The sequence below is a fragment of the Pseudomonas sp. NPDC012596 genome (assembly GCF_042902325.1).
Classification (GTDB): Bacteria; Pseudomonadota; Gammaproteobacteria; order Pseudomonadales; family Pseudomonadaceae; genus Aquipseudomonas.
Window position 1 is genome coordinate 214834 of the sequence record NZ_JBIBEB010000004.1, and the last position, 13255, is coordinate 228088.

Consider the following 13255-nt stretch of genomic DNA (forward strand, 5'->3'; position numbering starts at 1 on the left):
TGTCAGTCCAGTAGAGAAAGGGTGACCGGAGTCAGGTGGTTGTCCTCGACCCGCACCTGCAGCTCACCTTCGTTCAGGCGGGCAGTCAGGCGTTGGCCGTTGCGGGTCTGCTCGGCGCTGCGAATGGCTTGGCCATGCTCGTCGAGGAGGATGCTGTAGCCGCGCGCCAGGGTCGCCAGCGGGCTGACCACCTGTAGCGTCTGCAACTGGGCCTGGAAGCGTTGGCGACGATCCTTCAGCACGTCGCGCATGGCGCGCGGCAGGCGCTCGGCGAGGCTGTCCAGGCGTTGGCTGAGCAGTTTCAGCGTACGCCCGGGATGCTGCGCGGCCAGCCGCGTGTCCAGGCGTGCCAGGCGCTCGCGGCGCTGGTTGAGGTTGAGCGTGAATGCCCGGCGCAGGCGCATGTCCAGGTCGTCCAGGCGCTGGGCCTGTTGGCGCAGGCGCTCGCCGGGGTGGCGCAGGCGCCGGGCCAGCGACTCCACGCGCAGGCGGTCGTGGCTCAGGCGGTTTTGCATGCGCAGCAGCAGGCGCCGTTGCAGGCCTTCGAGGCGTTGCCGCAGGCCACTGCTGTCGGGGGCCAGCAGTTCGGCGGCGGCCGATGGCGTGGGTGCGCGAACGTCAGCGACGAAATCGCTGATCGACACGTCGGTTTCATGGCCGACGGCGCTGACGATGGGCGTGACGCAAGCGGCCACGGCGCGGGCCACGGCTTCCTCGTTGAAACTCCACAGGTCTTCCAGCGAGCCACCGCCACGGGCCAGGATCAGCGCATCGAAACCGAGGCTGTCGGCCAATTGCACGGCGCGTACGATCTGCGCGATGGACTCGCGGCCCTGCACGGCGGTGGGGATGAGGCTCAGCTCCACCTGCGGGGCGCGGCGGCCGAAGACGCTGATGATGTCGCGGATCACTGCGCCGGTGGGCGAGGTGATGATGCCGATGCGCTGAGGATGGGCTGGCAGCGGTTTCTTGCGTTCGGTGCTGAACAGGCCCTCGGCGCCGAGTTTTTCCTTCAGCGCCTCGAAGGCCAGGCGCAGGGCGCCGTCACCGGCGGGTTCGACGCTGTCGAGAATCAGTTGATAGTCGCCACGCCCTTCGAACAGCGATACCTTGCCGCGCACCCGCACCGCCAGGCCGTCCCGCAGTGCCTGGCGCACGCGCGCAGCGTTCTGCCGGAACAGTGCGCAGCGCACTTGAGCGCCGCTGTCCTTGAGGGTGAAGTACATGTGGCCGGAGGCCGGGCGGGCGAGGTTGGAAATCTCGCCTTCCACCCAGACGCTGCGGAACACGTCTTCCAGCAGTACGCGGGCGCGGCCGTTGAGCTGGCTGACGGTGAGGACCTCGCGGTCCAGGCCGAGTCGTTCGAAGGGGTCTTTGATCATGGGGGCATGATAAGGGGGGAGGGTGAGGGCGCCAAGTGCATGGGGGAGATTTCTGGTTCTGGTGGGGGTAGGCGATGTTGTGGGCGCACGCCTTCAATTTTTCAGGGCGTTTGAGATCTAGCGCCGCGCGGGCGGCGCTCGATCTTTAGGCCGCTCTAAACATCAAGGCATGCACCTGTTCGCCCACATACAATCCCGCGGCATGCTGGCCAGCCTGGCGCTGATCGGTCGCTACCTGAGCGCGTGAGCGGTAGAATCAGCCGATTACCGCAGTTGGCAGGCCTGTTTGACCCATGAACACCCAGAGCATCATCGTTCCGAAACTTTCCACCGTCCCGGTGCACGAGGCCCGCGCTCGGGCCATCCTGCGCTGGCTGGTGCGCGAAAAGGTGGTCGAGGAGCAACTGACCACATGCGGGCGCTCCGGCAACCGCATGGGCCATGCCTTGGCAGAAGGCGCGGGCAAGGTCGCCTTGCACCCTGAAAAGTTGCCGTTTGGCGCACCGGTCAACGGGCTGGAAGTGATGCTCAAGCGCTGCATCTATACCCCCACTGCCGGTTTCCTCGAAGAAGCCGGTTGCCCCGAGTGCCGTCGCGAGGTGGGCGAGCCGTTGTTCGAAAGCCTGGAAGAATGGATGCCGGGGGTGAGCGACAACTTCACCTGCCCGTTGTGCGGCTTCGAAGACGACATCAATGGCTTCATTTACCTGCAGCCATGTGCCTTTTCCAACCTGGGGTTCATCTTCAACAACTGGGGCGAGGCCGGTTTTACCCAAGCCTTTCTCGACAGCTTCGCCGACTGGCTGGACCAGCCAGTGGCAGTGGTGCAGGTAAAACTGCCAGAACGCTGACCGAAGGCCCTTATTTTGCATTGAGCGGCGCGCCGTGGATGAGTATAATGGCGCGCTTCCATTTTTCCCGCCCGGGAGCCCCCGCGATGCTGCGTATCAGCCAAGAAGCCCTGACTTTCGACGATATCCTCCTTGTACCTGGCTATTCCGAGGTACTGCCCAATGAAGTCAGTCTCAAGACCCGTTTGACTCGTGGCATCGAGCTGAACATCCCTCTGGTTTCCGCTGCAATGGATACCGTGACCGAAGCGCGTCTGGCCATTGCCATGGCTCAGGAAGGCGGCATCGGCATCATCCACAAGAACATGACCATCGAGCAGCAGGCCGGCGAAGTACGCAAGGTCAAGAAGTTCGAGGCTGGCGTGGTCAAGGACCCGATCACCATCGAAGCCGACGCCACCGTGCGCGACCTGTTCGACCTGACCCGCCTGAACAACATCTCGGGTGTTCCGGTGCTGGAGAACGGTGACCTGGTCGGTATCGTCACCTCCCGTGACGTACGCTTCGAAACCCGCCTGGATGCCAGGGTGCGCGACGTGATGACGCCCAAAGAGCGCCTGGTCACCGTGCGCGAAGGCGCCGACAAGAACGAAGTTCGCGAGCTGCTGCACAAGCACCGCCTGGAAAAAGTCCTGATCGTCGACGACAAGTTCAGCCTCAAGGGCATGATGACCGTCAAGGACATCGAAAAAGCCAAGGCCTACCCGCTGGCCAGCAAGGACGACCAGGGTCGCCTGCGCGTCGGCGCTGCGGTCGGCACCGGCAAGGACACCGGCGAGCGCGTTGCTGCCCTGGTTGCCGCCGGCGTTGACGTGGTGGTGGTCGACACCGCCCACGGTCACTCCAAAGGCGTGATCGACCGCGTTCGTTGGGTCAAGGAGACTTACCCGCAAGTGCAGGTGATCGGCGGCAACATCGCCACCGGCGCTGCGGCCAAGGCCCTGGCTGAAGCCGGCGCCGACGCGGTCAAGGTCGGTATCGGCCCTGGCTCGATCTGCACCACCCGCATCGTCGCTGGTGTCGGCGTACCGCAAATCAGCGCCATCGCCAACGTCGCCGCCGCACTGGAAGGCACTGGCGTGCCACTGATCGCCGACGGCGGCATCCGCTTCTCGGGTGACCTGTCCAAGGCCATCGTCGCCGGTGCTTCGTGCGTGATGATGGGTTCGATGTTCGCCGGTACCGAAGAAGCGCCGGGTGAAGTCGAGCTGTTCCAGGGCCGCTCCTACAAGGCATACCGCGGCATGGGCTCGCTGGGTGCGATGGCGCAGGCGCAAGGTTCGTCCGACCGTTACTTCCAGGACTCCTCGGCCGGCGCCGAGAAGCTGGTACCGGAAGGCATCGAAGGCCGTGTTCCTTACAAGGGCGCCCTGGCCGCGATCATCCACCAGCTGATGGGCGGCCTGCGCTCGTCCATGGGCTACACCGGCAGCGCGACCATCGAAGAGATGCGCACCAAGCCGGAATTCGTGCGCATCACCGGTGCCGGCATGGCCGAGTCCCACGTGCATGACGTGCAGATCACCAAAGAAGCCCCTAACTACCGCGTAGGCTGAGGCTTCCAGCAACATCAGCATGCGGGGCTGTCACGACAGCCCCGCGTCGTTTCCGATTTCCACTGACGAGATTGAGTCATGGCCCTCGACATTCACGCTCACCGCATCCTGATCCTCGACTTCGGTTCCCAGTACACCCAGCTGATTGCCCGCCGCGTGCGCGAGATCGGCGTGTACTGCGAACTGCACCCGTTCGACATGGACGATGAAGCGATCCGCGAATTCAACCCGCGCGGCATCATCCTCGCCGGCGGCCCCGAGTCGGTGCACGAAGCCAACAGCCCACGCGCGCCGCAGGCCGTATTCGACCTGAACGTACCGCTGCTGGGCATCTGCTACGGCATGCAAACCATGGCCGAGCAACTGGGCGGCAAGGTCACCGGTTCCGACCTGCGTGAATTCGGCTACGCCCGCGTTGACGTGGTCGGCAAGAGCCGCCTGCTGGACGGCATCGAAGACCACGTCGATGGTGACGGCGTACTGGGCCTGGACGTGTGGATGAGCCACGGCGACAAGGTCACCCAGATGCCGGGCGACTTCCACGTGCTGGCCAGCACCCCGAGCTGCCCGATCGCCGGCATGTTCGACGATGCACGCGGCTACTACGGCGTGCAGTTCCACCCGGAAGTGACCCACACCAAACAGGGCGGCCGCATCCTTTCGCGCTTCGTCCAGGACATCTGTGGCTGCGAAGCTCTGTGGACCCCGTCCAACATCGTCGAAGACGCCATCGCCCAGGTGCGCGAGCAAGTCGGCTCGGCCAATGTCCTGCTCGGCCTGTCCGGCGGCGTCGACTCGTCCGTGGTTGCCGCCCTGCTGCACCGCGCCATCGGCGACCAGCTGACCTGCGTCTTCGTCGATAACGGCCTGCTGCGCCTGCACGAAGGCGACCAGGTGATGGCCATGTTCAAGGAGAACATGGGCGTCAAGGTGATCCGCGCCGATGCCGAGGCCCAGTTCCTGGGTAACCTGGAAGGCGAAGCGGACCCGGAGAAGAAGCGCAAGATCATCGGCCGCACCTTCATCGACATCTTCGATGCCGAAGCCAGCAAGCTGGAAAACATCCAGTTCCTTGCCCAGGGCACCATCTACCCGGACGTGATCGAGTCGGCTGGCGCCAAGAGCGGCAAGGCCCACGTGATCAAGTCACACCACAACGTCGGTGGCCTGCCGGAGGAGATGAACCTCAAGCTGGTCGAGCCGCTGCGTGAACTGTTCAAGGACGAAGTACGCAAGATCGGCCTGGAGCTGGGCCTGCCGTACGACATGGTCTACCGCCACCCGTTCCCGGGCCCGGGCCTGGGCGTGCGGATCCTCGGTGAAGTGAAGAAGGAATACGCCGACATCCTGCGTCGCGCCGACCACATCTTCATCGAAGAGCTGCGCAAAGCCGACTGGTACCACAAGACCAGCCAGGCCTTCGTGGTGTTCCAGCCAGTCAAATCGGTTGGCGTCGTTGGCGACGGCCGTCGCTACGCCTGGGTCGTGGCCCTGCGTGCCGTCGAAACCGTGGACTTCATGACCGCGCGTTGGGCGCACCTGCCGTACGAGCTGCTGGAAACCGTCAGCGGCCGTATCATCAACGAAATCGAAGGCATCTCGCGCGTCACCTACGACGTGTCGAGCAAGCCGCCGGCCACTATCGAGTGGGAATGAGTTGAGCCACAAGGGCGCCGCAAGGCGCCCTTGTTGTATCTGGCCGTGACAGACTGCGTACCATCCTGCGACAAGACTTCACTTAATCTTTCGCATTTGCAGGTGTATCGTATTCGCCCTTCATCGCCAGGCACTGCTGGCAGACTGATTGCGCAGAACACGAGGTACCCGCACCGATGTCCTTCACCCGTCGACAAATGCTCAAAGGCCTCACCGGCCTGGTTGTGGTAGGCCTGGGCGCCGGAGGCGCGGCGCGGTACTGGCTGGGCAAGGTCGAGGACGAGAACGCGGGGCATGACTACGAGCTGATCGCAGCGCCCCTGGACGTAGAGCTGGTGCCGGGCTTCAAGACCGAGGCCTGGGCGTTTGGCCCCTCGGCGCCGGGCACGGAGCTGCGGGTACGCCAGGGCACCTGGTTGCGGGTGCGCTTCATCAACCACCTGCCGGTGGAAACCACCATTCACTGGCATGGCATCCGCCTGCCGCTGGAGATGGACGGTGTGCCGTACGTGTCGCAGCTGCCGGTGAAGCCTGGCGAGTACTTCGACTACAAATTCCGCGTGCCGGACGCCGGCAGCTACTGGTACCACCCGCATGTCAGCAGCTCCGAAGAGCTGGGGCGCGGGCTGGTCGGGCCGCTGATCGTCGAGGAGCGCGAGCCTACTGGCTTCCTGCATGAGCGCACCATGAGCCTGAAGAACTGGCACGTGGACGAGCAGGGCGCCTGGCTGCCGTTCAGCATCCCCCGCGAGGCGGCGCGCAACGGCACGGCCGGGCGGCTGATTACCATCAACGGCCAGGCCAATTCGGTGACCGAACTGCCGGCCGGGCAAGTGGTGCGCCTGCGCCTGCTGAACCTGGACAATACCTGGACCTACCGCCTGAACCTCAAAGGCAACTTCGAGGCGAAGATCTACGCCCTCGATGGCAACCCGGTCACTCCGCGTGATCTGGGCGACGAATACTGGCTGGGCCCTGGCATGCGTATCTGCCTGGCGATTCGCATTCCCGAGGCGGGTGAGGAAATCTCCCTGCGCGACGGCTTCGTGCGCCTGGGTACCTTGCGTTCGGTGGCCAACAATGATGCGCCCAGCGACTGGCCACCCGCGTTGCCGCCCAACCCTGTGGCCGAGCCGGACCTGGAGAATGCCGAGAAGCTGAACTTCAATTTCGAATGGGTCGGCAAGGTTTCGGTCAACACCGAGAACGGCAAGCCGCCGAGCCTCTGGCAAATCAACGGACAGGCCTGGGACATTACCGACAAGACCTGCGCCGACCGGCCAATCGCCACGCTGCAGAAGGGCAAGAGCTACATCTTCGAGCTGAAGAACATGACCCAGTACCAGCACCCGATCCACCTGCACGGCATGAGTTTCAAGGTGATCGCCTCTAATCGCCACGATATCGTCGAGCCGTGGTTCACCGATACCTATCTGCTGGGCAAGAACGAACGCGCCCAGGTCGCGCTGGTGGCGGATAACCCAGGCACCTGGATGTTCCACTGCCATGTCATCGACCACATGGAAACCGGCCTGATGGCCGCGATTGCGGTGGTCTGATGCGCCCGCAGATCATCGATCGCAGCCGCGATCAGGAATTCATGCGCCTGGCCCTGGCCTTGGCTGGCGAAGGTGCAGCCCTGGGCGAGGTGCCTGTCGGTGCGGTGCTGGTGCAGCACGGCCAGGTGATAGGGCAGGGTTTCAATCGACCCATTCTCGACAGTGACCCCAGTGCCCACGCCGAAATGGTCGCCATCCGCGCGGCGGCGAAATCGGCCAGTAATTACCGGCTGCCTGGCAGCACCTTGTACGTCACGCTGGAGCCTTGCAGCATGTGCGCAGGGTTGATCGTGCATTCGCGGGTGGCGCGGGTGGTGTACGGTGCGCTGGAGCCTAAAGCGGGGATCGTGCAGAGCCAGGGGCAGTTCTTCAGCCAGGGCTTTCTGAACCATCGGGTAATGTTCGAGGGTGGTGTGCTGGCTGAAGAATGCGGGCAGATCCTCAGTGACTTCTTCAAGGCTCGGAGGGCCAAGGGTTAGCCTGTTCTGGCCTCATCGCCGGCAAGCCGGCTCCTACAGGGTCAGCGCAAACCATATGACTTGCGCTGACCCTGTGGGAGCCGGCTTGCCGGCGATAGGGCCGTAAGGGTTCACATCGGCGGCGACTGTTCTGCCGGTTTGTCCTTGTTCACGCCAGGCACATGCAGGTTGCCCTCGGCCACCTGGCCTTCAAGCTGCGGCTGGGTCACCCAGGTGAGGATGTCGTAGTAGCGGCGGATGTTGGCCACGAAGTGCACCGGCTCGCCGCCGCGGGCGTAACCGTACTTGGTCTGGCGGAACCACTGCTTCTGCGACAGGCGCGGCAGCATCTTCTTCACGTCCAGCCACTTGTTCGGGTCGAGTTTCTCGCGCCTGGCCAGGGTGCGCGCGTCTTCCAGGTGGCCGCTGCCGACGTTGTAGGCTGCCAGGGCAAACCAGGTGCGGTCCGGCTCCTTGATGCTGTCGTCGAGCTGTTCCTTGATCAGCATGAAGTACTTGGCGCCACCCTGAATGCTCTGTTTCGGGTCCAGGCGGTTGGACACGCCCATGGCCTGGGCGGTGCGCTGGGTCAGCATCATCAGGCCGCGTACGCCGGTCTTGGAGGTGACTTCCGGCTGCCACATCGATTCCTGATAACCGATCGCCGCCAGCAGGCGCCAGTCCACCTGCTCGACCTTGGCGTAGCTCTTGAAGTGCTTTTCGTACTTGGGCAGGCGCTGCTGCAAGTGCTGGGCGAAGGTGTAGGCACCGACGTAGCCAAGCACGTCGACGTGGCCGTAGTAACGGTCTTTAAGGCGTTGCAGGGTGCCGTTCTTCTGCGATTTGTCGAGAAACTCGTTCACTTCGTTGAGCAGGCTGTTGTCATCGCCAGGAGCCACCGCCCAACGCTGATCGCGGGCGTCGCCCAGGTCGAAGGCAACCCGCACGTTGGGGAAGTACACCTGGTTCATCGCAAGTTCGTTGGAATCGACCAGGGTCAGGTCGATCTGCCCTTCATCGACCATGCGCAGCAGGTCGACCACCTCGACGGCGTCGGACTCTTCGTATTCCAGGCCCGGATACCGCCTTTTCAAGTCGGCCAGCTGGTCGGCATGGCTGCTGCCTTTGAGCACCATGATCTTCTTGCCGACCAGCCCTTTGGGCTCGGTGGGGCGGGAACGGCCATTGCGGTAGATGACCTGCGGGGTCACTTCCAGGTACGGGTGCGAGAATTTCGCCTGGGTCTTGCGCCGCTCGCTGCTGACCAGGCCGGCCGCCGCCAGCACCGGGCCGGACGGTTTGCTCAGGTCGTCGAAGATTTCGTCAAGGTTATCGGCTGTCTCGATCTCCAGCTTCACGCCCAGATCATCGGCGAAACGTTTGACCAGCTCGTATTCGAAGCCGGTTTCGCCGTTACGGTCCTGGAAGTAGGTGGCCGGGCTGTTGCGGGTAATCACGCGCAGCACGCCATCCTCCTTCACGCGCTCGAGGGTGCTGGGTTTTTCAACGCAGGCACCGAGCATCAGAAAGAGACCGGTTGCTAAAAGCCATTTGGCGCAACGCTGGCGCAAAGCAGTGTGGGCGAACATAGCTTGCAGTATACGCAAAGGATGGAGCCCGCCATATCTCGACAACTGATAGCTTGTCTGGTAGCGCAGTCTGTGTTGCACCGGCCCCACCGGACCCGCCACATACTCAAGGTTGGCGCAGTCCCTGTGGGAGCCGGCTTGCCGGCGATGGGGCCGGGGCAGGCAAAACAAGTCAAAATTTTTTGACCCGAAAGTCCGGTTCCACCGCCCGGCAGGCTTGGCTTAGAGCAGGTGCCGAAAGCGGTTGAATTAGGCTAGAATGCACGGCCTCTAAGCACACCCCTTCCTGAGGCTGTCCCGACGATGTTGATCCTGCGCGGCGCTCCTGCCCTTTCTGCCTTTCGCCACGGTAAATTACTCGAGCAACTGAGCCAGAAAGTCCCCGCTGTTACTGGTTTGTATGCCGAATTCGCCCACTTCGCCGATGTCGACGGCGAGCTGACCGCCGACCAGCAGCAGGTGCTGGGCCGTCTGCTCAAGTACGGCCCGAGCGTGCCGGTGCAGGAGCCAAGTGGCCGCCTGTTCCTGGTCGTGCCGCGCCTGGGCACCATTTCGCCCTGGGCCAGCAAGGCCAGCGACATCGCCCACAACTGCGGCCTGCAGTCGATCCAGCGCCTGGAGCGCGGCATCGCCTACTACGTCGCCGGCGACCTGAGTGATGCCGACGCCGCGGTTGTCGCCGCCGAGCTGCACGACCGCATGACCCAGCGCGTGCTGGCCCAGCTGGAGCAGGCATCCGACCTGTTCAGCCACGCCCAGCCCAAGCCGATGACCTCGGTCGATATCCTGGGCGGTGGCCGCGATGCGCTGGCCAAGGCCAACATCGACCTGGGCCTGGCCTTGGCCGAAGACGAGATCGACTACCTGGTCAATGCCTTCCAGAACCTGGCACGCAACCCGAACGACATCGAACTGATGATGTTCGCCCAGGCCAACTCCGAGCACTGCCGCCACAAGATCTTCAACGCCAGTTGGGATATCGATGGCGAGGAGCAGGAAAAAAGCCTGTTCGGCATGATCAAGAACACCTACCAGATGCACAGCGAAGGCGTGCTGTCTGCGTACAAGGACAACGCTTCGGTGATCGTCGGCAGCGTTGCCGGCCGTTTCTTCCCGAACCCTGAAACCCGCCAGTACGGCGCGGTGAAGGAGCCGGTGCACATCCTGATGAAGGTCGAGACGCACAACCACCCGACCGCCATCGCCCCGTTCTCCGGCGCCTCCACAGGCTCCGGCGGCGAGATCCGCGACGAGGGTGCTACTGGCCGTGGCGCCAAGCCCAAGGCCGGCCTCACCGGCTTTACCGTGTCCAACCTGCGCATCCCGGGCTTCGAGCAGCCGTGGGAGCAGGCGTACGGCAAGCCGGAGCGTATCGTTGACGCCCTCGACATCATGATCGAAGGCCCACTGGGCGGCGCTGCGTTCAACAACGAATTCGGTCGCCCGGCACTGACCGGTTACTTCCGTACTTTCGAGCAGGCCATCAATACCCCGCACGGTGAAGAAGTGCGCGGCTACCACAAGCCGATCATGCTCGCAGGCGGCATGGGCAACATCCGTGAAGACCACGTGCAGAAGGCCGAGATCACCGTCGGCGCCAAGCTGATCGTGCTCGGCGGCCCAGCCATGCTGATCGGCCTGGGCGGCGGCGCGGCGTCGTCGGTTGCCACGGGCGCCAGCTCCGCCGACCTGGACTTCGCCTCGGTGCAGCGTGAAAACCCGGAAATGGAGCGCCGTTGCCAAGAGGTCATCGACCGTTGCTGGCAGCTGGGCGACCACAACCCGATCGCCTTCATCCACGACGTCGGCGCCGGTGGCATCTCCAACGCCTTCCCTGAGCTGGTCAACGACGGTGGCCGCGGTGGCCGCTTCGAACTGCGCAACGTGCCCAACGACGAGCCGGGCATGGCCCCGCACGAAATCTGGAGCAACGAATCGCAGGAGCGTTACGTCCTGGCCGTCAGCGCTGTCGATTTCGAGCGCTTCCAGGCCATCTGTGAGCGCGAGCGCTGCCCGTTCGCCGTTGTCGGCGAGGCGACCGAAGCGCCGCACCTGACCGTCACCGACAGCCACTTCGGCAATACCCCGGTAGACATGCCGCTGGACGTGCTGCTGGGCAAACCGCCGCGCATGCACCGCTCGGTCAGCCGCGAAGCCGAGCTGGGCGATGACTTCGACCCGAGCCAACTGGACCTGGACAACGCCGTGCAGCGTGTCCTGAACCACCCGGCCGTGGCCAGCAAGAGCTTCCTGATCACCATCGGTGACCGCACCATCACAGGCCTGGTTGCTCGCGACCAGATGGTCGGCCCGTGGCAGGTCCCCGTAGCTGACTGCGCCGTCACCGCCACCAGCTTCGATGTCTACACTGGTGAAGCCATGGCCATGGGTGAGCGTACCCCGCTGGCCTTGCTCGACGCCCCGGCGTCCGGCCGCATGGCAATCGGCGAAACCCTGACCAACCTGGCGGCTGCGCAGATCGAAAAACTGTCCGACATCAAACTGTCGGCCAACTGGATGTCCGCTGCCGGTCACCCGGGTGAAGACGCCCGCCTGTACGACACCGTGAAGGCTGTCGGCATGGAGCTGTGCCCAGAGCTGGGCATCACCATCCCGGTCGGCAAAGATTCGATGTCGATGAAAACCCAGTGGAGCGAAGAGGGCGTCGACAAGAGCGTCACCTCGCCGATGTCGCTGATCATCACCGGCTTCGCGCCGGTCACCGACATCCGCAAGACCTTGACCCCGCAACTGCGCATGGACAAGGGCGAAACCGACCTGATCCTGATCGACCTGGGCCGTGGCAAGAACCGCATGGGCGCCTCGATCCTGGCGCAGACCTACGGCAAGATCGCTGCCCAGGCACCTGACGTCGACGACGCTGAAGACCTCAAGGCCTTCTTCGCCGTGATCCAGGGCCTGAACGCCGACGGCCACCTGCTGGCGTACCATGACCGTTCCGACGGCGGCCTGCTGACCACCGTGGTGGAAATGGCCTTCGCCGGCCACTGCGGCCTCGACCTGCAGCTCGACCCGCTGACCGACAACCGCAATGACGTCCCCGCCATCCTCTTCAACGAAGAGCTGGGCGCGGTCATCCAGGTTCGCCAGGACGCCACCCCGGACGTGCTGGCGCAGTTCAGCGCAGCTGGCCTGGGTGAAGGGTGCGTGGCCGTGATCGGCAAGCCGGTCAATAACGCTGAAGTGTCGATCAGCCTGAATGGCGAAGTGCTGTTCGACGACGACCGTCGCATGCTGCAGCGCCAGTGGGCCGAGACCAGCTACCAGGTGCAGCGCCTGCGTGACAACGCCGACTGCGCCGACCAGGAATTCGACGCGCTGCTCGAAGAAGACAACCCGGGCCTGTCGGTCAAAGTCGGCTTCGACGTCAACGACGACATCGCAGCGCCGTACATCAAGAAAGGCGTGCGCCCGCAAGTGGCGATCCTGCGTGAGCAGGGCGTCAATGGCCAGGTGGAGATGGCAGCCGCCTTCGACCGCGCCGGCTTCGCTGCCATCGACGTGCACATGAGCGATATCCTCGCCGGGCGTGTCGATTTCGAAGCCTTCAAAGGCCTGGTCGCCTGCGGTGGCTTCTCTTACGGTGACGTGTTGGGCGCCGGTGAAGGCTGGGCCAAGTCCGCACTGTTCAACGCCCGTGCCCGCGATGCCTTCCAGGCCTTCTTCGAGCGTACCGACAGCTTCGCCCTGGGCGTGTGCAACGGTTGCCAGATGATGTCCAACCTGCACGAGCTTATCCCGGGCACCGAGTACTGGCCGCACTTCGTGCGCAACCGCTCGGAGCAGTTCGAGGCCCGCGTGGCCATGGTCGAGGTGCAGAAGTCCAACTCGATCTTCCTGCAGGGCATGGCCGGTTCGCGCATGCCGATCGCCATCGCCCACGGCGAAGGCCATGCCGAGTTCGCCAGCGAAGAAGCACTGCTGGAAGCCGATGTGTCCGGTTGCGTAGCCCTGCGCTATGTCGACAACCACGGCAAGGTGACCGAAGCCTACCCGGCCAACCCGAACGGCTCGCCGCGTGGTATCACCGGCCTGACCAGCCGCGACGGCCGCGTGACCATCATGATGCCGCACCCGGAGCGAGTGTTCCGCGCCGTGCAGAACTCCTGGCGCCCGGATGAGTGGCAGGAAGATGCCGCGCTGATGCGCATGTTCCGCAACGCGCGCGTCTGGGTGAACTAAG

Annotated in this window: 8 protein-coding genes; 6 read left to right on the forward strand and 2 right to left on the reverse strand. The window is 64.0% G+C overall.

The window, feature by feature from the left end; genetic code table 11:
- Window positions 1-2 precede the first annotated feature (2 nt).
- Window positions 3-1382, reverse strand: coding sequence for an exodeoxyribonuclease VII large subunit (gene xseA / locus ACFY68_RS07330; RefSeq protein ID WP_387525055.1), 1380 nt, complete (start codon window positions 1380-1382; stop codon window positions 3-5).
- Window positions 1383-1675: 293 nt separating this feature from the next.
- On the opposite strand from xseA, the gene ACFY68_RS07335 reads away from it, so the two are divergent.
- The 5 genes from ACFY68_RS07335 (at window position 1676) to tadA (ending at window position 7483) form a co-directional block, all read left to right on the forward strand.
- On the forward strand, window positions 1676-2233 hold the full coding sequence (locus ACFY68_RS07335; protein ID WP_387525058.1) for a sugar ABC transporter ATPase: 558 nt from the start codon (window positions 1676-1678) through the stop codon (window positions 2231-2233).
- Between the two features lie 86 nt (window positions 2234-2319).
- Complete coding sequence (gene guaB / locus ACFY68_RS07340) at window positions 2320-3789, forward strand: IMP dehydrogenase (protein WP_346611897.1); 1470 nt, start codon at window positions 2320-2322, stop codon at window positions 3787-3789.
- A 78-nt stretch (window positions 3790-3867) separates the two neighbouring features.
- Window positions 3868-5445, forward strand: coding sequence for a glutamine-hydrolyzing GMP synthase (gene guaA, locus ACFY68_RS07345; protein ID WP_387525061.1), 1578 nt, complete (start codon window positions 3868-3870; stop codon window positions 5443-5445).
- A 176-nt stretch (window positions 5446-5621) separates the two neighbouring features.
- Window positions 5622-7004 (forward strand): multicopper oxidase family protein, encoded by a 1383-nt coding sequence (locus ACFY68_RS07350; protein ID WP_387525064.1) that lies wholly within the window; start codon window positions 5622-5624, stop codon window positions 7002-7004.
- Complete coding sequence (gene tadA, locus ACFY68_RS07355) at window positions 7004-7483, forward strand: tRNA adenosine(34) deaminase TadA (RefSeq protein ID WP_387525067.1); 480 nt, start codon at window positions 7004-7006, stop codon at window positions 7481-7483. The genes ACFY68_RS07350 and tadA overlap by 1 nt, the downstream gene beginning before the upstream one ends.
- Window positions 7484-7593: 110 nt before the next feature.
- On the opposite strand, the gene mltF is transcribed toward tadA, so the two are convergent.
- Window positions 7594-9051 carry a membrane-bound lytic murein transglycosylase MltF gene (gene mltF / locus ACFY68_RS07360; protein ID WP_346611893.1) on the reverse strand — a complete coding sequence of 486 codons (1458 nt, stop codon included), beginning with the start codon at window positions 9049-9051 and terminating at the stop codon, window positions 7594-7596.
- Window positions 9052-9354: 303 nt separating this feature from the next.
- On the opposite strand from mltF, the gene purL reads away from it, so the two are divergent.
- On the forward strand, window positions 9355-13254 hold the full coding sequence (gene purL, locus ACFY68_RS07365; RefSeq protein WP_346611892.1) for a phosphoribosylformylglycinamidine synthase: 3900 nt from the start codon (window positions 9355-9357) through the stop codon (window positions 13252-13254).
- Window position 13255 lies beyond the last annotated feature (1 nt).

What these genes read in the sequence shown, in the direction of transcription:
- ACFY68_RS07350 (WP_387525064.1), top strand. Translation starts at nt 5,622, where the DNA reads ATGTCCTTCACCCGTCGACAAATGCTCAAAGGCCTCACCGGCCTGGTT.
- tadA (WP_387525067.1), top strand. Translation starts at nt 7,004, where the DNA reads ATGCGCCCGCAGATCATCGATCGCAGCCGCGATCAGGAATTCATGCGC.
- xseA (WP_387525055.1), bottom strand. Translation starts at nt 1,382, where the DNA reads ATGATCAAAGACCCCTTCGAACGACTCGGCCTGGACCGCGAGGTCCTC.
- guaB (WP_346611897.1), top strand. Translation starts at nt 2,320, where the DNA reads ATGCTGCGTATCAGCCAAGAAGCCCTGACTTTCGACGATATCCTCCTT.
- purL (WP_346611892.1), top strand. Translation starts at nt 9,355, where the DNA reads ATGTTGATCCTGCGCGGCGCTCCTGCCCTTTCTGCCTTTCGCCACGGT.
- ACFY68_RS07335 (WP_387525058.1), top strand. Translation starts at nt 1,676, where the DNA reads ATGAACACCCAGAGCATCATCGTTCCGAAACTTTCCACCGTCCCGGTG.
- mltF (WP_346611893.1), bottom strand. Translation starts at nt 9,051, where the DNA reads ATGTTCGCCCACACTGCTTTGCGCCAGCGTTGCGCCAAATGGCTTTTA.
- guaA (WP_387525061.1), top strand. Translation starts at nt 3,868, where the DNA reads ATGGCCCTCGACATTCACGCTCACCGCATCCTGATCCTCGACTTCGGT.